The 21,284-nt window shown below is 55.4% G+C and carries 19 protein-coding genes and 1 tRNA gene; 4 read left to right on the top strand and 16 right to left on the bottom strand.

The features are described 5' to 3' along the window. Positions 1-127 precede the first annotated feature (127 nt). The 4 genes from ACFER_RS01250 to ftcD all read right to left on the bottom strand — a co-directional run bounded on the left by ACFER_RS01250 (position 128) and on the right by ftcD (position 5,044). Positions 128-1,705 carry an IS1182 family transposase gene (locus ACFER_RS01250; protein WP_012937636.1) on the bottom strand — a complete coding sequence of 526 codons (1,578 nt, stop codon included), beginning with the start codon at positions 1,703-1,705 and terminating at the stop codon, positions 128-130. Between the two features lie 95 nt (positions 1,706-1,800). Next, positions 1,801-2,421, bottom strand: a complete 621-nt coding sequence (locus tag ACFER_RS01245; RefSeq protein ID WP_012937635.1) for a cyclodeaminase/cyclohydrolase family protein — start codon at positions 2,419-2,421, stop codon at positions 1,801-1,803. A gap of 19 nt (positions 2,422-2,440) precedes the next feature. Beyond that, a complete protein-coding gene (locus ACFER_RS01240; RefSeq protein ID WP_012937634.1) occupies positions 2,441-4,111 on the bottom strand; it encodes a formate--tetrahydrofolate ligase in 1,671 nt (556 codons plus the stop codon). A gap of 27 nt (positions 4,112-4,138) precedes the next feature. Beyond that, positions 4,139-5,044: a glutamate formimidoyltransferase gene (gene ftcD, locus ACFER_RS01235; protein ID WP_012937633.1), complete on the bottom strand. Its 906-nt coding sequence runs from the start codon at positions 5,042-5,044 to the stop codon at positions 4,139-4,141. A gap of 201 nt (positions 5,045-5,245) precedes the next feature. Between ftcD and ACFER_RS10745 the strand changes: the two genes are divergently transcribed. After that, complete coding sequence (locus ACFER_RS10745; RefSeq protein WP_012937632.1) at positions 5,246-5,809, top strand: HutD family protein; 564 nt, start codon at positions 5,246-5,248, stop codon at positions 5,807-5,809. 56 nt (positions 5,810-5,865) lie between these two features. Here the strand turns inward: ACFER_RS10745 and ACFER_RS11495 are convergent, their stop codons facing one another. The 7 genes from ACFER_RS11495 to obgE all read right to left on the bottom strand — a co-directional run bounded on the left by ACFER_RS11495 (position 5,866) and on the right by obgE (position 12,941). Next, entirely contained in the window at positions 5,866-6,033 is a 168-nt protein-coding gene (locus tag ACFER_RS11495; protein ID WP_176767953.1) for a hypothetical protein, read from the bottom strand. Then, on the bottom strand, positions 6,026-7,240 hold the full coding sequence (locus tag ACFER_RS01225) for an ABC transporter permease (RefSeq protein ID WP_012937630.1): 1,215 nt from the start codon (positions 7,238-7,240) through the stop codon (positions 6,026-6,028). The genes ACFER_RS11495 and ACFER_RS01225 overlap by 8 nt, the downstream gene beginning before the upstream one ends. Beyond that, positions 7,233-7,931 carry an ABC transporter ATP-binding protein gene (locus ACFER_RS01220; RefSeq protein ID WP_012937629.1) on the bottom strand — a complete coding sequence of 233 codons (699 nt, stop codon included), beginning with the start codon at positions 7,929-7,931 and terminating at the stop codon, positions 7,233-7,235. The genes ACFER_RS01225 and ACFER_RS01220 overlap by 8 nt, the downstream gene beginning before the upstream one ends. Positions 7,932-7,950: 19 nt before the next feature. Further along, the gene (locus ACFER_RS01215) at positions 7,951-9,021 is read right to left on the bottom strand and encodes an efflux RND transporter periplasmic adaptor subunit (protein ID WP_012937628.1); all 1,071 of its coding nucleotides are present in this window, start codon (positions 9,019-9,021) and stop codon (positions 7,951-7,953) included. A 187-nt stretch (positions 9,022-9,208) separates the two neighbouring features. Next, entirely contained in the window at positions 9,209-10,465 is a 1,257-nt protein-coding gene (locus tag ACFER_RS01210; RefSeq protein ID WP_012937627.1) for a glutamate-5-semialdehyde dehydrogenase, read from the bottom strand. A 13-nt stretch (positions 10,466-10,478) separates the two neighbouring features. Then, the gene (proB, locus tag ACFER_RS01205; RefSeq protein WP_041666334.1) at positions 10,479-11,603 is read right to left on the bottom strand and encodes a glutamate 5-kinase; all 1,125 of its coding nucleotides are present in this window, start codon (positions 11,601-11,603) and stop codon (positions 10,479-10,481) included. A gap of 60 nt (positions 11,604-11,663) precedes the next feature. Continuing rightward, the gene (gene obgE / locus ACFER_RS01200; protein ID WP_012937625.1) at positions 11,664-12,941 is read right to left on the bottom strand and encodes a GTPase ObgE; all 1,278 of its coding nucleotides are present in this window, start codon (positions 12,939-12,941) and stop codon (positions 11,664-11,666) included. Positions 12,942-13,126: 185 nt separating this feature from the next. Here obgE and ACFER_RS01195 point away from each other — a divergent pair. The 3 genes from ACFER_RS01195 (at position 13,127) to hydG (ending at position 15,692) form a co-directional block, all read left to right on the top strand. Continuing rightward, positions 13,127-13,203 (top strand) — tRNA-Arg (locus ACFER_RS01195). 200 nt (positions 13,204-13,403) lie between these two features. After that, positions 13,404-13,931 carry a hypothetical protein gene (locus ACFER_RS01190; RefSeq protein ID WP_012937624.1) on the top strand — a complete coding sequence of 176 codons (528 nt, stop codon included), beginning with the start codon at positions 13,404-13,406 and terminating at the stop codon, positions 13,929-13,931. 339 nt (positions 13,932-14,270) lie between these two features. Beyond that, positions 14,271-15,692, top strand: coding sequence for a [FeFe] hydrogenase H-cluster radical SAM maturase HydG (gene hydG, locus ACFER_RS01185; protein ID WP_012937623.1), 1,422 nt, complete (start codon positions 14,271-14,273; stop codon positions 15,690-15,692). A 304-nt stretch (positions 15,693-15,996) separates the two neighbouring features. Here hydG and ACFER_RS01180 read toward each other — a convergent pair whose 3' ends face one another. From ACFER_RS01180 to ACFER_RS01160, 5 genes are all read right to left on the bottom strand, one after another. Continuing rightward, positions 15,997-16,776: a TPM domain-containing protein gene (locus ACFER_RS01180; RefSeq protein ID WP_012937622.1), complete on the bottom strand. Its 780-nt coding sequence runs from the start codon at positions 16,774-16,776 to the stop codon at positions 15,997-15,999. 30 nt (positions 16,777-16,806) lie between these two features. Continuing rightward, complete coding sequence (locus tag ACFER_RS01175) at positions 16,807-17,361, bottom strand: LemA family protein (protein ID WP_012937621.1); 555 nt, start codon at positions 17,359-17,361, stop codon at positions 16,807-16,809. A gap of 233 nt (positions 17,362-17,594) precedes the next feature. Then, entirely contained in the window at positions 17,595-18,851 is a 1,257-nt protein-coding gene (locus tag ACFER_RS01170; protein ID WP_012937620.1) for a sodium/glutamate symporter, read from the bottom strand. Between the two features lie 12 nt (positions 18,852-18,863). After that, positions 18,864-19,949 carry a 3-phosphoserine/phosphohydroxythreonine transaminase gene (serC, locus tag ACFER_RS01165; protein WP_012937619.1) on the bottom strand — a complete coding sequence of 362 codons (1,086 nt, stop codon included), beginning with the start codon at positions 19,947-19,949 and terminating at the stop codon, positions 18,864-18,866. Then, complete coding sequence (locus ACFER_RS01160; RefSeq protein ID WP_012937618.1) at positions 19,933-21,198, bottom strand: DUF1015 domain-containing protein; 1,266 nt, start codon at positions 21,196-21,198, stop codon at positions 19,933-19,935. The genes serC and ACFER_RS01160 overlap by 17 nt, the downstream gene beginning before the upstream one ends. Positions 21,199-21,284 lie beyond the last annotated feature (86 nt).

The following is a 21,284-nucleotide window of genomic DNA, read 5'->3' as shown; positions in this document are numbered from 1 at the left end:
GAAATGAGGATTCATTTCTTCACAGCTCCTTTTTTGTTGTCTCTTTTTACTCCTGGCAGTAAAAAGCAAGAGAAAAAGGGTATACTTCCCCCTTTCCCCCTTTCCCCCAAAACTCAGCTTTTTAAAATTAAGCTGCCATATCCATATGTGCCTGCTGCTTCCTATGGTATTTGTACAGGTTGAAGCCAATAGAAACCAGAAAAACTTCCATTTTCACTGAATCCATGCCTCTTCGGACAATCCGGTCATATTCCCGATCGTTCTTCATCACTCCGAAAGTACCTTCTGCCTGGATAGCACGGTTCCTTCTCAGCAGAAATCCGCGGGTATCTGTCAATCGTCCGATGACGTCAGCATGGACCTTTGTAAGTTCACGATTCAGGCTGATCCGTCTGTTATGAGGTGTTTTCTTGCAACGTTCTGCATAAGGACAGCCATTGCAGTCCTCACATTCATAGATTTCTTCCTGACGGCCATATTGGTTGCCTTGAATGTTTTTCCTGTAGACGAATTTGAACTTCTTTCCATTGGGACAGAGCAACGCTCCATCAACCGTCGTCTTGAAATTAACCGCACGGAATGGGTCCTCGTGATACTTCTTGTCCGTCGTTTCTTTGAAGAACATGGGGAATTTCATACAGGCTTCCATCCCATGTTCGCTGCAGTACAGATAGTTATTGAATGAACCATACCCTGCGTCAGCTACTGGATATTTCGGATAGATCCCATGGTGCTCATAAAACTTTTCCAGAAGGGGAACGAAGCAGTCCATATCTGATCTGTACTGGTTTACGTCAAGGACCGCTATGTATTCATCAGCTATGCCAACTTGGACGTTATATGCCGGCAGCAGCTGGTCGTTTCCCATGTAGTCTCTCTTAATCCGCATAAACGTAGCTGAATGATCCGTTTTAGAATAGCTATTACGATTCTCTCCACAGATACTCAATTTCTTTCCATATTCCTTAAGTTTCTGCAGATACACTTTTAGTTTTTCGTAATTCCGCTGTTCCGGACTCTTATGGTGTCCTTTGCCATGGGCAAATCTTTCCTCGTCCAGTTCCCAGATTTCGTGAAGTTTGCTCAGGATGAGCTCCAGATATTCAGGAGCATATTCTGAATTGTTTTCGGCTTTCAGTCCACCACAGCTCAGCATCTCGTTGATTTCTTCCAGGAGTGCTGAGATTTTGGCAAACAGCCGGAATCTCGATTTCTCCGTACCTTTTTTCCAGACCCAGGAGTATTTGTTGGCATTGGCTTCGAATTTGGAGCCATCGATATAGAGGTGGTCCAGGTCCACATGCTCTTTGGTGATGATTTCTTGGGTAATTTCATAAAAGAGCGATTCAGCTTGATTCATCAGGACAGTATTGATGAAATATCCGAAAGTCCGATAGGACGGGTGTTTACCGTCCATAAGGTATTTATAGCGGATATTGACTTTGCAATTGTCTTCCAGCTTTCTGAGAGAGATGCATCCTTCATCCATAAACCCGAACAGAACCGTTTTCAACATATTGATGGGATTATATCTGATTCTTCCCAACTCATGAGCAGGAAGTTTGCTCAGATATTTGCGTAAATCGATTTCCTCCATAAATCTGTCAAATGTGAAAACCGGATCTGTGATATCCAGGCACTCAGAAAAAAATGCTGGTAAAATTCCCTGTTTGGGAGTACCATAATACACAGTTAGGTTTTTCATAGCAGTTAAATTCTAACACGAAAAAGGACTTTCGATTCACAAGAATCGAAAGTCCCTTTCGTTTTCATGGAGCTATTATTTCACAGCCCCTTCTTTTACAGCTTCACCTGATCCAGCAGTGCCTTTTCCCGGGCATCCACCTCTTTTTCGATTTCCGCCATTCTCTTTTTCAGATCTTCCACGAACAGGGCATCCTTGATGCTCCCCAGGTTGATCTTCACATTGAGGAAGGCTCCCCGTACGGCAGCCCGCGCATTCATGGCGGCTACTGCCCCATCAGTGATGGCATTCTGATTGCCTTTGGTGATGACGGTTTCCGCCAGAGCGAATAGTTCGTTGGCCTTCTGGCCCACCTTGAAGGGAACCAGGGCCGCGCCCTTGGTGGCATCCTGGATGGCGGCACTCCGGGCCTTTTTGGCCTCGTCCGTATCCTTGGGCATTTTAAAGGCAGCCATGATTTTATTGAAGGCATTGCTGTCCTCATCGATGAGGGCCAGGAAATCATCCTTCAGGGCAGTGGCTTTGGCAGCCACTTCCTTCATGTCTCCTTCCACAGCCGCATATTTTTCCTTGCCCAGAGTCAGGTTGGCCACCATGGCAATGAGGGCGGCGGAAGAAGATGCGTTCAGGGCCGCGATGCTGCCCCCTCCGGGAGCCGGAGAAGAAGACGCCGTTTCATTGATGAATCCTTCCACAGTCAGTTTGCGCAATTCCATTGGATCTTTTCCTCCCTGCTCAGAACAGGCCGTAAATCTTGCCGTTGTTGTCGATATCCATCTTCAGAGCAGCCGGTTTCTTGGGCAGACCGGGCATCACCATGATGTTGCTGGTCTGGCAGACGATGAACCCTGCCCCATTGGAAACCCGCACATCCTGGACATTGATCTTGAAGCCCTTGGGCGCCCCCAGGAGAGCCGGGTTGTCGCTGAGGGAATACTGGGTCTTGGCCACGCAGACCGGCAGTTTGTCCAGACCCCAGTCTTCCAGCTGTTTGATCTGTTTCTTGGCGTTGGGGGTAAAGGTTACGCCGTCGCCGCCGTAGATCTTGGTCACAATAGCCTTCAGCTTGTTGGGAATGGTGTCGTTCACATCGTACAGTTCCACTTTCTGGGGTTTCTGTTCTTCCAGCATGGCCACCAGTTTGTTGGCCATGTCGATGCCGCCTTCGCCGCCTTTTTCCCAGCATTCGTTCAGGCTGACTTCCACACCGTAGCTGGCGCATTTCTGCAGCAGCATGTCGATTTCAGCCGGGGTATCCGTGGCGAATTTGTTGATGGCCACCAGTACCGGCAGACCGAAGGTCCGCATGTTTTCCACCTGTTTGGCCAGGTTGGAGAACCCGTCGCTGACTGCCTGGACGTTTTCCTGGCTCAGGTCTGCTTTGGCCACACCGCCGTGCATCTTCAGGGCACGGATGGTAGCCACCAGCACCACGGCATCCGGATACAGATTGCCGTAATGGCATTTGATGTCCATGAATTTTTCAGCCCCCAGGTCCGCACCGAAGCCGGCTTCCGTAATGGCGATATCTCCCAGTTTCAGGGCCATCTTGGTGGCCAGCAGGGAGTTGCATCCATGGGCGATGTTGGCAAACGGACCGCCGTGGATGATGGCCGGGGTATGTTCCAGGGTCTGGACCAGATTCGGTTTGATGGCATCCTTCATCAGCATGGCCATGGCGCCTTCGCAGCCCAGCTGATGCACATGGACCGGATTCCCGTCCAGGTCACAGCCGATGACGATCCGGCCGAACCGGGCCTTCAGGTCTTCCAGATCCTTGGCCAGGCACAGGATGGCCATGATTTCAGAAGCCACGGTAATGGTGAAAGCGTCCTGACGGGGGAAGCCGCAGACTTTGCCCCCCAGGCCCACCACCACGTTCCGCAGGGCACGGTCGTTCATGTCCATGACCCGGCGCCAGGTGATCTGCCGGGCATCCAGACGCAGTTCGTTCCCGTGATGGATGTGGTTGTCGATCATGGCGGACAGCAGGTTGTTGGCTGCCGTAATGGCGTGCATGTCTCCGGTGAAATGGAGGTTGATGTCATCCATGGGTACCACCTGGGCATAGCCGCCGCCGGCAGCACCGCCCTTGATCCCGAACACAGGTCCCAGAGAGGGTTCCCGGAGGGCCACCACAGCCTTTTTCCCCACCCGGTTCAGAGCCTGGGCCAGACCGATGCTGGTGGTGGATTTCCCTTCCCCGGCAGGGGTGGGAGTGATGGCGGTCACCAGGACCAGTTTCCCATCGGGTTTCTTTTCCAGACGTTTCAGCACATCCAGAGAGATCTTGGCTTTGTAATGGCCGTACTGTTCCAGTTCTTCCGGTAGGATCCCCACTTTGTCAGCAATCTTGCTGATGGGTTCCATGACGTTTTTTTGTGCAATCTCGATATCGCTCAGCATCGAATTTCCTCCTCTGTGGATCGACTTTTATTCTTCCAGTTCCAGCAGCCGTTTTTCCAGGATTTCGTCCAGATTGAAGTTTTCGATCTGCAGATAGTATTCCGCAGCCATCAGCAGAGCCTTCATGGGAACGGTCCCGATGACTTCACTGCCCACTACATTGACGCCGTACCGGCGGGCTTCCATCTTGATCATTTCAAAAGCCTGGTACACGGCGGATTTTTCGTAGTTCACCAGGTTCATGGAAACCTGTACCTGGTTCCGTTCTTCCAGTTTTACGCCCATGGCCTTGACATAGTGGAGACCGCCGCCGATGTTCCGGACCTTTTTGGCAATGGCATCGGCCACAGCCTTGTCGCTGCAGTCCAGGTTCACGTTGAAGGCCACCAGGGGAACCCGGGCGCCCACGGCAGAGCAGCCGGATTTTTCATTCATGACCGCAGGGCCGTAATCCGGTTTCCATTCCGGATCCTTGATCTTTTCAAAGAAACCTTCGTACTGGCCTTTCCGCACGGCAGCCAGGTTCCGGCGGGCTTCCTTAGTGCAGGCGTCTTCATACAGATAAACGGGGATGCCCATTTCACCGTATGCCTTGCCCACCGCATTGGCAATGGCCACGCATTCGTCCATTGTCACGCCCATAACGGGAGTGAAGGGAACCACGTCCACCGCACCAAACCGGGGATGAGCCCCATGGTGGGTCCGCATGTCGATCAGCTGGATGGCGACTTTCGCCATATTGATGGCTGCTTCGGTAACCGCTTCAGGAGAGCCGATGATGGTTACAACAGAACGGTTGTGGTCGGCATCGCTGGAATAATCCAGGATCTTCAGTCCTTTGATTTTGCGGGCTTCATCAACGATCTTTTCAACCTTTTCCTTATCCCGGCCTTCACTGAAATTCGGAACAAATTCAACCAATTTTTTCGCCATAATGGCACCTCCATCAGTCACTTGTAGTTTGTTGACAACGGAAAGGCATTTCCAATGCCTCTGTTTGCTATTATAGTATGAATTCTTCGCCTAAAAAACGTCTGAAATCAATTTTTTCCGATATTTTTATTTTTTGACACTTTCTGGACGTTCCTTCCCTAGGATGAAACTGGAAAAGACTCTTGCAAATGAGGTGATCCTATGGATATCCTGAAACGCTCCCGGAGCCAGGCGGTAACCACCCGCTGGTCCGGAGGCACCACCACTGAATTTTACATTGATCCTCCCGGCAGTGCCTATGCCCGGAGAGATTTCCTCATCCGGATCAGTTCCGCCACCGTGGATCTGGAGGCATCGGATTTCACCCTGCTGCCGGATTACAACCGGATCATCCTGCCCCTCCGGGGAGGGTTCACCCTGACTTTCCCGGAAGACGGGAACCGGCAGGTGACCCTGGGGCCCCTGGAGCAGGCTTCTTTTGACGGAGCCTGGCACACCCATTCCGTGGGAAAAGCCGTGGATTTCAATGTGATGGTCCGGAAAGGCCATACCGGCACCTGTGAAAAAGTCACCGGAAGCCGTCTCCTCCAGCCGGCTTCCCGGCGGTTCGTCTACGTGCCCTTCCTGACGGATGCCCAGCTGAAAGGCGCTGTTTTGGACGGGAAGCCCCTGGAGCAGGATACCCTCTACGTCCTGCCTCCGGAAGGAAGTTGCGGACTGACCCTGCCGGAAGGGACGCCGGTGCTGTATATTGTGGTGGAATAGGAAAAAGGGGGGCTGTGAAAAAATGATTTCTCATTTTTTCACAGCCCCCTCTTTCATTATCCCGTTATCTTCTCCACCACCCACATGAGTCCTGCCACGATCAGCAGGAACAGGACCAGGGCCCTGCCCCGGTCCCGGATATCGAACCGGGTCTTGGGACGGTGGAGGAATTCCACGAACCCCCTCCATTTCTGCCGGAGAGTGGGCTTTTCCGCCTTATTCATAACGCAGGGCATCGATGGGATCCAGCAGCGCCGCTTTCTTGGCCGGATACAGGCCGAAGAACAGGCCGATGCCCACGGAGAACACCACGGAAATGATGGTGGCCGCAATGGAAATCACAATGGGCCAGCCAATGATCTTGGCGGCGATCACGGAGATCACCGTCCCCAGGATCATCCCGGTGGTACCCCCGGTGACCCCGATCACCATGGATTCCACCAGGAACTGGAGCAGGATATCGTGATAGGTGGCCCCCAGGGCCTTCCGGATACCGATTTCCCTTGTTCGTTCCGTTACGGATACCAGCATGATGTTCATGATGCCGATGCCCCCCACCAGCAGACTGATCCCGGCCACAATGGCCAGCAGCAGGGTGATGGATCCGGTGGTTTCCTGGGCCGTCTTGATGATTTCCGTCAGATCCCGGACGGAAAAGTCATCATCCGCCCCGGTCTTGATCTTGTGCCGGGTCCGGAGCAGTGTCACCACATCGGACTGGACCTGGGACACGGTATTTTCGTTTTCACACTGGATGGTGATGTTCCGGATGTAGGTAAGCCCCATGAGCCGCTGCATGGCCGTGGTCAGGGGGACAAACACAATGTCATCCTGATCCTGGCCCATGGCGGACTGTCCCTTGGAGGCCAGCACCCCGATCACCGTAAAGGGAGCCTTGTTGATCCGCATGATCTGTCCCACGGCATTTCCGTCCGGGAACAGGGTATCCGCCACGGTTTTCCCGATGACACAGACTCTTTCCCGGCTGTTCATGTCCCGCTGGCTGTACATCCGTCCCTGTTCGATGGAATAGCTCCGGATGGACAGGATGTTGGGGGTGACCCCCTGGACCTGGGAGGTCCAGTTCTGATTCCCGGCTACCAGCTGGTAACTGTTCTGGACTCCGGGGGCCACGTATTTGATGCCGTCCACGTTCTTTTCGATGGCCTTGGCGTCCTCGTAGGTCAGCTTGGCCCCGCTGCCGCTGGCAATCCGCTGGCCGTTGGCCGTCCGGCCGCCGCTCATGACAATCAGCAGGTTGCTGCCCATGCTGGTGATGTTTTCCTTGACTTTTTCCTGCATCCCCAGGCCCAGGGACACCATGGCGATCACGGCGCCCACCCCGATGATGATGCCCAGCATGGTCAGGAAGGTCCGGATCTTGTTGGCCAGCATCCCTTCAAAGGCCATTTTTACACATTCTCTAAACAACCACCTGACCTCCTCCCTCTTTCTCTTCCGTCAGCCGGCCGTCCCGCATCACCAGGATCCGCTGGGTCATGGCCGCCAGTTCCGGTTCGTGGGTGACCATGATCACCGTTTTCCCCTCCTGGTTCAGCTTCTCGAAAATGTCGATGATTTCCAGGGTGGATTTGGTGTCCAGGTTCCCGGTGGGTTCGTCGGCCATGATGATGGCCGGATTGTTGATGAGCGCCCGGGCAATGGCCACCCGCTGCCGCTGGCCCCCGGACATCTCATTGGGTTTGTGGTACATCCGGGTCCCCAGCCCCACATTGGTCAGGGCCTGTTCCGCCCTTCTGGTCCGCTCTTCCAGGTTCACACCCGCATAAATCAGGGGCAGGGCCACGTTTTCCACCGCCGTCAGCCGGCTCAGCAGGTTGAAGCTCTGGAACACGAAGCCGATCCGCCGGTTCCGGGTCCGAGCCAGTTCATCGTCGGTATAGTTGGCGATGTTCTTCCCTTCCAGATAATATTCCCCGGAGGTGGGCCGGTCCAGACAGCCCAGGATATTCATCATGGTGGATTTGCCGCTGCCGGAAGGCCCCACAATGGAAGTGAATTTGCCCTTTTCGAAATTCACCGTCACATGGTTCAGAGCATAGACGATGGTATCCCCCATCTGGTAGCTTTTCACAATGTCTTTCAGTTCAATGACGTTCATGGCCTGGTTCCTCCTGTCCTTAGATCGGAGGCCCCATCCGTCTGTTGGTGCTGCCGGTGGCCTTGGCGGTCTTTACCACCAGTTCGTCCCCGGGCTGGAGATCCCCCTGGACCGCCACCCGGTCTTCCCCGGTCAGCAGGACTTTCACAGGGACTTTCCGGGAGGTATTGTTCTCCTTGTCATAGACCAGTACGTATTTCTGGCCATTTTCCGTATGGATACACTTGTTGGATACGGTCAGGGCATCCTGGATTTCATCCACGATCACATTGGCCCGGGCGGTCATGGTGGGCAGCAGTTTCCCTTCGGAGTTTTCCACATCCACATAGCAGGTGTAGTAGTTCACGTTGTTGGTGGTGGTGGCGCTGCGGCCGATCAGACTGATGGTCCCCTTGAAGGTTTCGTTGGGATAGGTATCCACGGTGAATTCCACGGTCTGGCCCTGTTTGATCTGGCCGATATCCGATTCGTCCACCATCAGGTAAATCTGCATCTTGTCCAGGTTGGCCACGCTCATCAGTACCTGGGGCGTGGAAATACCGGAGGATACGGTTTGCCCCACAGGGGTGGGCTTGCCGATCACATAGCCGTCGATGGGTGTGCTGATCACCGTATCGTTTACGTTGGACGTGGCCTGTTCGTATTCCGCCTTGGCCACCCGGTAATTGGCCTCTGCGGTATCGAATACGCTCTGGGCGATGGCCCCCTGCTCCAGCAGGGCCTGGTCCCGCTCATAGGTGGCCTGTTTATCCACCAGGGCCGCCCGCTTCATTTCCTGGGTGGCCTTCAGGGAGGTATCATCCAGTTTCACCAGAGCCTGTCCCGCGGTCACATGCTGGTTTTCCGTTACATAGACCTGGACGATACGGCCGGTGATCTTGGAGTTGATGTCCACATTGTCCAGGGCTTTCAGGGCCCCGGTGGCGGAAATGGTCTTCCGCAGATCCCCCCGCTGGACGGCGTCGGTCCGGGTGGCCGCCACGGCTTCCTGGGTCTTTTTCACCTGGTAGTATTTGTAGCCGCCGGCCCCGCCGGCAACCAGGATTGCCAGGACAATCAGCAGCACTTTATGCTTCTGCACGATGTTCACGCTGTCTTCCCTCCATCAATTTTCCTGCCTCCGCAGGAAAAAATACGGATGTACAGAGAATGGCTCTCCATACATCCGCTCCCTCATTCTCTTATATCTACGGTTATTGTAAAAAAGATTTATGAAGCCCCCATGAATGGTTTTGAAACAACTCAGTATTCGTACCATTCAGAAAGTCCCTGCCCTGTCACTTCCGCACCTGGCCATTGCCGTTCACCAGGTATTTGGTGGTGGTCAGTTCCGGCAGGCCCATGGGCCCTCTGGCATGGAGTTTCTGGGTGCTGATGCCGATTTCCGCCCCGAATCCGAATTCGAACCCGTCCGTGAACCGGGTGGAGGCATTTACATAGACGGCCGCCGCATCCACCAGCTGCTGGAACTTCCGGGCATTTTCGTAGTCGTCCGTCACAATGGCTTCCGAATGGCCGGTGCTGTACCGGCGGATATGGGCCACCGCTTCTTCCAGACTGTCCACCACTTTCACGGAAAGCCGCAGATCCCCGTATTCCGTGGCCCAGTCCTCTTCCGTGGCAGGCTGCACATCCCCGCTGTAGCCCTGGGTCCGGGCATCCCCCAGCACGGTCACATGGGCCTTTTTGTAGGCTTCCAGCATGGCCGGCAGGAAGGCGTCCGCAATGTCCTTGTGGACCAGCAGGGTTTCCATGGCATTGCAGGTGGAAGGCCGGTTCACCTTGGCGTTCATGGCGATTTCCACTGCCATGGGCACATTGGCATAAGCATCCACATAGGTGTGACACACTCCGGCTCCCGTTTCGATCACCGGCACGGAAGCGTTGTGGACCACATTCTTGATCAGTCCGGCCCCGCCCCGGGGGATCACCACATCCACCAGGCCTTCCAGATGGATCAGTTCATCCACCGCAGCCCGGTCCGGCACATTGACGAACTGGACCGCCCCTTTGGGCAGCCCGGCCTTTTCCCCGTAGGCAATCAGCACATCGCTGACTGCTTTGTTGGAATGGAGGGCTTCCCTGCCCCCCTTCAGGATCACGGCATTGCCGCTTTTCACGCACAGGGCGATGGCGTCGGCGGTTACATTGGGCCGGGCTTCATAGATGATCCCGATGACCCCCAGGGGCACGGACACCTTGGTGATGGTCAGCCCGTTGGCCAGGGTGCTCCCGCTGAGGATCCGTCCCACCGGATCCGGGAGCCCGGCCACCTGACGGATGCCCTCGGCCATCTGGGCCAGCCGGTCATGGGTAAGCAGCAGCCGGTCCAGGAGGGAATCCCGCAGCCCTCCCTTCCGGCCTTCTTCCATATCCACGGCATTGGCTTCCAGGATGTTTTTTTCTTCTGCCAGCAGCCCCTCTGCCATGCTTTCCAGGATGTCATTCTTCACACGGGTATTCAGGATGCCCAATTCCAGGGAAGCCTGTTTTGCCGCTTCCCCCTGGGTCCGTACCATTCCCACTTCGTACATGGTTTCTGCCCCCTTACAGTACCACCAGGTTGTCCCGGTGGATGGCTTCATCGTAATGTTTGTAGCCGATTTTTTCTTCGATCTGGCTGGTCCGGCAGCCTTTGATCAGGTCCAGGTCTTCCGCATTGTAATTGGTCATGCCCCGGGCCAGTTCATGGCCCTCCTGATCCAGGACGCTCACCGTGTCCCCGCTTTCGAAGCTGCCTTCCACCCCGGTGATGCCCACCGGCAGGATGCTGCAGCCCCCTTTCTGACGCAGGGCTTTGGCCAGTCCCTCATCCACAATGACTTTGCCGCTGATCCTGGACCCGAAGGCCAGCCACTGGTTCCGGAACCGGAGATGGCTTTCCCGGGGTACGAACAGGGTCCCCACAGGTTCGCCCCTCATGATCTTCCGGAGGATCTCCAGATCTTCCCCATTGGCAATGATCAGGGCAATGCCGGCACTCATGGCGTTCTTGGCCGCCTGGAGCTTGGTAAGCATGCCCCCGGTGGCGTTCTTGGAACCGGCGCCTCCGGCGGTGGCTTCGATTTCCGGGGTCACTTCCTCCACCACGGAAACCAGCCTGGCCTCCGGATGGGTCTTGGGATTGGCGGTATACAGCCCGTCGATGTCCGACAGCAGGATGTCCAGATCCGCATCCGCCAGGCTGGCCACCAGGGCGGACAGGTTGTCGTTGTCCCCGATTTTGAACTCGTCGATGGCCACCACATCATTTTCATTGATGATGGGGATCACCCCCCAGGAAATCATTTCCTGGAGAGCATTCCGGGCATTGGCATAGCTGTGCCGGTTCACCATATCCGACTTGGTCAGCAGCACCTGGGCCACCACCTGGCCGTATTCCCCGAAAAGCCGTTCATAGATATGCATCAGGATGCCCTGGCCCACGGCGGCACAGGCCTGTTTCCCCGGGATGGAGGCCGGCTTGGCCTCCAGGCCCATCCGGCCCACCCCGGCAGCCCCGGCCCCGGACGACACCAGGATCATTTCCTTCCCCTGGTTCTGGAGGTCCGTCATGATCCGGGCCAGTTTCTCGATCTTTTCATAGTTGATCTTTCCGTTGGGATAGGTAATGGTACTGGTCCCGACTTTTACCACCACGCGTTTGACTTCCGCAATTTTACTGCGATCCATGGCATCAACCCCTCTGTGCATATTGGATGAACCTGCTTTTCCCTGTGTTCCGGGATTTTTTTACTGTTCCTGATAATCGAAGACCATATCCCCGATTTTCACCGACTGGCCTTCCTGGATGCCCTTTTCCTTCAGGGCCTTTTCAATGCCCAGCCGCCGCCAGATCAGCTGGAACCGGTACACCGCTTCCTCATTGTCGAAATTGGTCATGGCCACCAGCCGTTCGATATTCTTTCCTTTTACTTCAAAATCCGCATCTTCCGTATCCCGCAGGATGGTGAAGGAATCCGGATCCGCTTCGTCCACTTTGCCGATGTCGATGATTTCCTCTTCCGCCGGAGCCTTCTGGAGCATCTCATAGGCCTTCCACATGATTTCCCGGAGTCCCTGGCTGGTGGCGGCGGAGGCTTTCATGATGGGATACCCCTGGGCCGTCACATAGGCTTCCAGCTTTTTGTAGTTTTCTTCCGCATCGGGCAGGTCCATTTTGTTGGCCACCACCAGCATGGGCCGTTTGGCCAGCTTTTCGCTGTAGAGCACCAGCTCTTCGTTGATCTTCTTGAAGTCCTCCACCGGATCCCGGCCTTCGCAGCCGCTCACATCCACCACATGGAGGATCACCCGGGTCCGTTCGATGTGCCGGAGGAAATCATGGCCCAGACCCACTCCCTGGGAGGCCCCTTCAATGAGCCCCGGCAGATCCGCCAGTACGAAGCTGGTTTCCGCATCCAGCCGGACCACCCCCAGCACAGGAGTCAGGGTGGTGAAATGATAGGCCGCCACTTCCGGACGGGCCGCGGACACCCGGGCCACAATGGAGGATTTCCCTACACTGGGATAGCCTACCATGCCCACGTCCGCCAGCATCTTCAGTTCCAGCCGGAGCCAGCCCTTGGTCCCCGGTTCACCTTTTTCCGCAAAGGTAACCCCCTGTTTGGTGCTGGTCACATAGCAGGCATTCCCTTTGCCGCCCCGGCCGCCCCGGGCTGCCACGAACTGGTCTCCCGGATGGGCCAGATCCGCCAGGGCCACCCCGGTGGCATCGTCATAGACCACGGTCCCCAGAGGCACTTTCACCTCCACATTGGGAGCCTTGGCCCCGGTGCAGTTCTTGGCTGCCCCGTTGCCGCCCCGCTGGGCCACGAACTTCCGCTTATAGCGGAAATCCACCAGGGTGTTCAGATCCTTGTCCGCCACCAGGACCACGGAGCCGCCCCGGCCGCCGTTGCCTCCGTCCGGGCCTCCGCAGGCCACATATTTTTCTCTCCGGAAACTGGAGGCTCCATCGCCGCCAGATCCTGCTTCCACATAAATCCTTGCTTTATCCGTAAACAGCATGTTACACCTTTGCCTTTCTTTTTCCAAAATCTGCAATCGATTAATATCTTATTATATAATATCAGGGCGGAAATGCCTAGGGGCTCCCCAGGAGCTTCCTGGATTTCTCCGATTTTCTTTTCTTTTTTCCAAAAACAGCTTGACTATTTTTCCTGATTCCCGTATAATAATGACTGTTCGGTAATGACTCCGTAGCTCAGCTGGATAGAGCGTTTGGCTACGAACCAAAAGGTCGAGTGTTCGAATCACTCCGGGGCCACCAATTGAATGTACAGGAAGCTGTTGCAGATGCAACAGCTTCTTTTTTTGTGCCGTACCATTTGATACAGAAACTGTAACGTTTTTTGCTGCTTTCTGATTTTTCTTGCATATTTCAGAAAACATGCTATGATAAAGCCAAGAAAGGAAATCCAACCAAAGACAGTGTAGGTTGGAAGTTCCGAAAGACAGGAGGGGTTTCCAATGGGCCATCAGAATAAGATCGCGAAAGCAATCGTTGCCGGATTGGTTGTTGCTTCCTCTTTTGGTATGGTTGCTCCCGTAATGGCTGCACCAGCTGTGAAAAGTACCATTGCCAGCAAACAGGCTGCGATTGATGCTGCAGCGAAGGTCGTACCGCCTGAAGCGGTGCTGACAAGTGCGAAGACGGATGATGCAAAGTTTGATCTGGAGTACCTGGTTCCCGATACCCTGCAGCGGTACGAAATCGTTGTGGACCGGGCCACCAGCAAGGTACAGAGTGCCGTCATCAAGACGTCCAACTATCCCGGATCCGTTACGGTAAGCAAAACGGAAGCTGATGTAAAAGGAACCATATTGGCAGACTATCCGGATGCCAAGAATATTGTGGTCACGAAATATACAGACGATAAAAGCGGTACACCGTTTGTGATTTACAAAGCCACTTTCGAAACTGCAACCCTTACCGGGACTGCTCTTTTGAACCCGGCAACTGCGTTGATCGGTTATCAGGAACTGAAATTCAAGTAAGCCAATTGGCTTTTGGGGTGAGTCCAAAATACAGGATCGTGTAAGTACGAACAGAAATGATTATTGGGGTGAGTCCAAAATACAATTGAGTGAGAAAGACCAGGAACCATTGACAACTGAATACAGAGAATGATCCCAGGAGCAGTAAGCTGGCTCCTGGGATCATTGTTTTTCTTGCTTTTTCCTGTTTCATACGTTACAATATCCATAATCTGCTCCCTGCGTACAAGGTGATCCGAGTACTAAGGCAGTACAGGAACGAATCACAGGGGGAGCTGGGCCTTTTTTCAGGCCGGGCTCCTCTTTTTTATTTCAGAGGGAGCGAAGGGGAGGAAAAAAATGACCATACCGTACAATCCTGCGTCTCCGAAAGCGGAGGAATTCATCAACCATCAGGAAATCCTGGATACCCTGGCCTTTGCGGACGAGCGGAGCAAAGATCCGGACTACTGCCGGAGCCTTCTGGAAAAAGCCCGGACCCTGAAAGGGCTCACCCACCGGGAAGCCTCCGTGCTCCTGGCCTGTGAAGACCCCTCCATCCTGGAAGGGATCTATGACCTGGCCCGGGAAATCAAGGACAAGATCTACGGCCAGCGGATCGTGCTCTTTGCCCCTCTGTACCTGTCCAACTACTGCGTCAACGGCTGTGTGTACTGCCCCTACCACATGAAGAACAAGCACATTGCCCGGAAGAAGCTCACCCAGGACGAAATCCGGAAAGAAGTCATCGCCCTCCAGGACATGGGCCACAAGCGGCTGGCCCTGGAAGCCGGGGAAGATCCGGTGAACAACCCCATTGACTATATCCTGGAATGCATCCATACCATCTACAGCATCAAACACAAAAATGGCGCCATCCGCCGGGTGAACGTGAACATCGCCGCCACCACCGTGGAAAACTACCGGAAACTGAAGGAAGCCGGCATCGGTACCTACATCCTGTTCCAGGAAACCTACCACAAGGAAAACTACGAAAAGCTCCATCCCACCGGTCCCAAACATGACTATGCCTATCATACGGAAGCCATGGACCGGGCCATGGAAGGAGGCATCGACGACGTGGGCGTGGGCGTGCTGTTCGGCCTCAATATGTACCGGTATGACTTTGCCGGCATCCTGATGCACAAGGAACACCTGGAAACCATGTTCGGCGTAGGGCCCCACACCATCAGCGTGCCCCGGATCCGCCCTGCCGACGACATTTCCGTCCAGTCCTTCCCCAATGCCATTTCCGATGCCATGTTCAAGAAGATCGTGGCCATCCTGCGGATCACCGTTCCCTACACCGGGATCATCATCTCCACCCGGGAATCCGCCGCCACCCGGAAGGCCGTGCTGGAAGTGGGTGTTTCCCAGATCAGCGGTGCGTCCCGGACCAGCGTGGGGGGCTATGCGGAAGAGGAAGAAGAAGATTCCGCCCAGTTTGAAGTCAGCGACAACCGGACCCTGGACCAGGTGATCAACTGGCTCCTCACCGATGGATACATCCCCAGCTTCTGCACCGCCTGCTACCGGGCCGGCCGCACCGGGGACCGGTTCATGAGCCTGGCCAAGACGGGAGAGATCTCCAACTGCTGCCAGCCCAATGCCCTGCTGACCCTCCGGGAATACCTGGACGACTACGCCTCTCCGGAAACCCGGCAGAAAGGCATGGAAGCCATCAAAAAGGAACTGAACCACATCCCCAACCCGCAGGTAAGAGCCACCTGCGAAGCCTATCTCCAGAAAATCGATGGAGGGGAACGGGATTTCCGGTTCTGATTGTAAAAAAGGGGATGTGAAAAAATGATTTTCACATCCCCGTCACTAGTCTCTAGTCACTAGTTTCTAGCCGATGGAAGCCAGCTTACGCTGGCAAATTTAAGGCGCTGTGAATGATTTTTTCACAGCGCCTTTTTGTCGCAGGTCGCGGGTCGCGAGCCTGGACGTTCAAACCGTTTGTTCTTTTTCTATAAAATGACATGAGAAAATCGAATGAATATGGAAAAGCAAATCTTCGGGCTGTACCAACAAGCCCGCGACTCAAGACTCGCGACCCGCGACCGGAGTGAATTTTTCACCCCCTTTACCAGCTCCTGCTGGAGCCTCCCCCGCCTCCGGAGCCTCCGCCGTAGCTTCCGCCGCCGAAGCCCCCTCCTCCGAAACCGCCTCCACGGCCGCCGCCCCGGAAGAAGAACAGATAGAAGAGGAACCGGAACAGGGCACCTCCCAAAAGCACCCGGTCCAGGAGAAACAGGATCAGGATCCCCAGGAGCCCGATCCCCGCCATCAGGGGTGATATGGTCACCGTATCTCCCTGTTTGGCCGGCAGTGCCTTCTGCACCGGCAGATCCTGGGGGGTCAGGTTGTACTCTTTCAGCACCGTCTGGAGAATGGCCGAGTAGGCATTCAGGATACCCCGGTCATAATCTCCCTGCCGGAAATAGGGCAACATGGCCTGATCCTGGATCCGGCCGGTGAGTCCGTCGGGCAGAGCCCCTTCCAGGCCATACCCCACTTCGATCCGGCTTTTCCGGTCCTGGACCGCCACCAGCAGCAGGACCCCGTTGTTTTTCTCTTTGTCCCCGATTCCCCACTGGCGGAGCACCGTCAGGGAATAGTCCTCCAGGGACTGTCCCCGGAGGCTGGGCACCGTCAGCACCACGATCTGGGCCTTGGTCTTCCGGGCCAGCGCCGTACTGTAGGCACTGATGGTGTCCCGGGTGTTCCGGGACAGGACCCCCGCCTGGTCCTGGACATAGATGCTGGCCGTGGGCCGGGGCGGAACCTGGGCCGCCGCGCCTGCCTGGAGGGGAGCAAAGACCATCTGGCAGACCAGCACCAGGAACAGCAGCAGCCGTTTCATAGACCTCCTCCTTTCCTGCAGTCCGTCCGGTTAAAACTTCACCTGGGGAGCCTTCTGGGCCTGGGGATCCGCCTTGAAATAGCTCCGTTCCTGGAAGCCCATCATCCGGGCCACCAGCACCGTGGGAAAGCTTTTGATCTTGGCGTTGTAGGCCTGGGCCGCATCGTTGTAGTCCTTCCGGGCCACGGCCAGCCGGTTTTCCGTACCTGCCAGTTCATCCTGAAGCTGGATGAAGTTGGTGTTGGCTTTCAGCTGGGGATAATTTTCCGAAATGGCCAGGAGACGGCTCAATGCACCGCTCAGTTCCCCGTTGGCCTGGGCTGCTTCCGTTACGTTCCGGGCACCGGCCAGCCTGGCCCGGGCATTGGCCACATCGGTGAACACCTGGCTTTCATGGGCGGAATAACCCTTCACCGTATTCACCAGATTGGGGATCAGATCACTCCGCCGCTGGAGCTGGGTTTCCACCTGGCTCCATTTGCCGTTGACATTTTCGTTGGCGGTGACCACCCCGTTGTAGGACCCGAAGATCCAGCCCGCCAGCAGCAGGACCACCGCAAAGAAAACAACCAGACTTTTTTTCATGAGTCTATTCCTCCTTGTAAAGAACCGTTAAAATTTTCTTCTCTTTCCTGCATGGTATCCGATTTTTGTAACCCTGTCAATGTCAAAAGGTCAAATTAATTGTGAATTAAGGGCGCTGTGAAAAAATCATCCACAGCGCCTTTATTTCGCTTGCGTCAGCTGGCTTCCATCGGCTAGTGACTAGAGACTAGTGACTAGTGACGGGGTGTGAAAAAGCATTTTTTCACACCCCCCTAATTCAGATTCTCCACAAACAGCTTGATCAGCAGCAGGGTATGGGGCTGATAGGCCAGATCGGCCAGACAGGACCCTACCACCGGCACAATCAAAAAGGCTTTCCGGCTGACGCCGTACTGGTCCGCCAGAACCGTCATGTTCACCATGGCAGAGGGAACCGCCCCCAGTCCATGGCCGCAGAGCCCGGCGCACATCACTGCCGCATCGTAATTGCTTCCCAGCACCCGGAACACCACAAAATAGCACATGAGCAGCATGAATGCCACATGGGCCAGTACTATGAGCATGACTCCGCTGAGGATCCCGGCCATTTCCCACAGTTTCAGGGACATGAGCACAATGGCCAGATACAGATTCAGCATGATTTCCCCAAAGGACCCCACCAGGGATTCGCTGAACTGGTAAAAATGGAACTGCTCATTCAGGTTCCGGACCAGTACCCCCACAAACATGGCACATACATAACTGGGAAAGGTCATGTTCAGCAGGCTTCCCACTCCCTGAGCCAGCCAGACCCCCAATCCCATGCAGATCAGGATGGCTGACACATTGATCAGGATATCCAGCTTGGCCAGCTGCTGATAGGTCAGGTCCGTATCCTTGGGTTTTTCCGGCACTTCCGGTGCCTCTTTCTCTGCCTCAGGACGGAGATGGTATTTTTCAATAAGGAAGCGGCCCATGGGCCCTCCGCTCATGACGGCGGCAATCAGCCCGAAGGTGGCGGCGGAAGCTCCCACTTCCATACTGGCCGGATAGCCCATCTTCAGAAAGGTACTGCCGTAAGCCCCGGCCGCCCCGTGGCCCCCCACCATGGAAATGGCCGAGGACAGCAGGGCATAGGCCGGTTCCAGTCCGATCAGATGGCCCACCAGGAGCCCGATCAGGTTCTGGCACAGGGAAATGAAGGCGGTAATCAGCCAGTAGATCAACAGCAGTTTTCCGCCCTTGTTGACCCCCTTGCTGAAAGCGGACAGTTTGGCCCCCAGCCCCACGGCCGTAAAGAAAGAAATCATAAAGGGGATCTGGAACTGGGTATCGAATTCGATCTGGAACAGCCCGGTTTCATGGCCCAGGAACACCAGGAGCATGGCCAGGGTGCCCCCTACCACCGGTGCCGGAAGACAGTACTTCCGCAGCAGCCGGCTGTGGGCCTTCAGCCACACCCCCAACAGCAGCATCACGGCCGCCAGGGCGGTGGTACAGATGCCGTCCGCCCGGATGGTCAGAATTCCCTCTGTCAGGGAAATAAACATTTTTTCACGTCCTTACCGATTCTTCTTCCAGAAGTCTTCCATAAAGTCCACCAGTGCCTGGACCCCTTCCAGCGGCATGGCATTGTAAATGGAAGCCCGGATGCCGCCCACAGCCCGGTGGCCTTTCAGTCCCGCCAGACCCTGGGCTTTGCTTTCTTCCACAAATTGGGCTTCCATGTCTTTGGTGGGCAGATTGAAGGTCACATTCATGAGAGAACGGCTGTCCTTCTGGGCGTGGCCTTTGTAGAAATCCGGATGGGCATCCAGCACATCGTAGACCATTTTGGCCTTGGCGATGTTCCGCTGTTCCACTTTTTCCAGGCCCCCCTGGTCCAGCAGCCACTGGGACATGAGATCCACCAGATAGATGCCGAACACCGGCGGGGTGTTGTAGGTGGAATCGTGGTCCGCATAGGTTTCATAGTTCATCATAATGGGCAGCTGGGGATCCCGGCCTTTCAGGAAATCCTTTTTGGCCATGACCACCGTCACCCCGGCGGGCCCGATATTTTTCTGGGCGCCATTATAGATCAGGGAGAATTTGTCCAGGGGGATGGGACGGCTCAGGATATCCGAAGACATGTCCACGATCAGGGGCACATCCCCCGTATCGGGATATTCAAAGTATTCCAGGCCTTCTGCAGTGCAGTTGCCAGTGAGATGGAGATAGGCGCAGTTGTCCGGGAGCACCAGTTCTTCCGGCCGGGGTACCCGGTCCAGGCCGGTGGCCTTGCTGCTGTAGATTTCCACTGCATTCCCCACTTTTTGGGCTTCCTTGATGGCCTTTTCCGAGAAGGTGCTGGTAATGGCATAGGCTGCGGTTTTCCCGGGAGTCAGGAAGTTCATGGGAATCATGGAAAACTGCAGGGTGGCCCCGCCGCCCATGAACATCACCGCCCAGCTGTCATCCATGCCCAGCAGTTCCTTGATATGGGCCTGGGCCTGGTCGTTCACTTCCTCAAACAGGGGGCTCCGGTGGCTGATTTCCAGCATGGACATGCCGCTTCCCTTGTAATCCAGCAGTTCCCGCTGGGCCTGTTCCAGTACCGGCAGGGGCATCATGGACGGCCCTGCTCCAAAATTAAAGATTCTTCCCATCTTGTTCATCTCCTATCATATGTACCGTCAGTGCATCCCGCAGTTTCGGTTCGAACCAGGTGGATTTGGGCGGCATCACCAGCCCCTTGTCCGCCACAGTCATCAGCTGATCCATGGACGTGGGATACAGGGAGAAGGCCACGGTGGCGTCTTCCCCATCCACGGCATCTTCCAGGGCGCTCAGCCCCCGTACGCCGCCTACGAAATCGATCCGGGGATCCGTCCGGGGATCGTCGATGCCCAGCACCGGTGCCAGCAGGTTGTCCTGAAGGATGCTCACATCCAGGGAATGGATGGGATCATCGGTGGGATAGGTATCCGGCTTGGCCGTGAGACGGTACCACTGGCCGCTGATGTACATGCCAAAGGTGTGGGGAGCCTGGGGCTCCACTGGCCGGTCGTCCTTTTCCAGCAGGAAGTTCTCCTGGACCATTTCCAAGAATTTTTCTTCGCTCAGTTCCCCCAGATCCCGGACAATCCGGTTGTAGGGCAGGATGTGGAGCATGTTGGAAGGGAAGATCACGGACAGCACATAGTTGTATTCTTCCTTCCCGGTCTGGTTGGGCCGCTTGGCCAGTTCTTCCGCCACCCGCAGGGCTGCGGCACAACGGTGATGGCCATCGGCAATGTACAGTTCCGGCACCTGCTGGAACAGCCGGGTCACTTCCTTTACCTTCAGGGGTTCGCTGATCACATACAGGGTATGGCGGATCTTGTCATCCCCTACAAAATTGTACGCCGGAGTATGGCTGCCCATGTATTCCAGCAGGAAAGCCGTCAGCAGGCCCTTGCTCCGATACGCCAGGAACACCGGCCCCGTCTGGGCTTTGGTGGCCATAATGTGGTTCACCCGGTCCGTTTCCTTCACCTGGCGGGTCAGTTCATGGCGTTTGATGATGCCTTCCTTGTATTCCTTCAGGGATGCGGCAGCCACCAGACCGATCTGGATGTAGGCCCCCATCTGCTGCCGGTAGATGTAGTAGCAGGGCTGGGGATCCTGTCTCATCTGGCCCTTGGCCATGTAGTCCTCCAGGTTTTCCCGGGCTTTGGCATAAACCCGGGGATCCGATTCTGCAATGCCTTCCGGCAGATCCGCTTCCGCCCGGCTGACCCGGACGAAACTCAGGGGATCCTTCTTCAGGATATCCCGTGCTTCCTGGGTGCTCATTACATCATAAGGTAATTCAGCGATCTGACTGACCAGCTCCGGAACCGGACGCAGGGCAGCAAAAGGTCTGATTTCAGCCATAATTATCACTCCCGAATGACAGCTTGTTTTTTTTGACGCTTTTCGTAACAAAAAGTGCCTGCAATATTGCGACATATGTTCATTAT

The organism is Acidaminococcus fermentans DSM 20731 (assembly GCF_000025305.1).
In the GTDB taxonomy this organism is placed as follows: domain Bacteria; phylum Bacillota; class Negativicutes; order Acidaminococcales; family Acidaminococcaceae; genus Acidaminococcus; species Acidaminococcus fermentans.
Note: the sequence above shows the minus strand (reverse complement) of the source record. Positions and strands in the feature narration are given on the sequence as shown.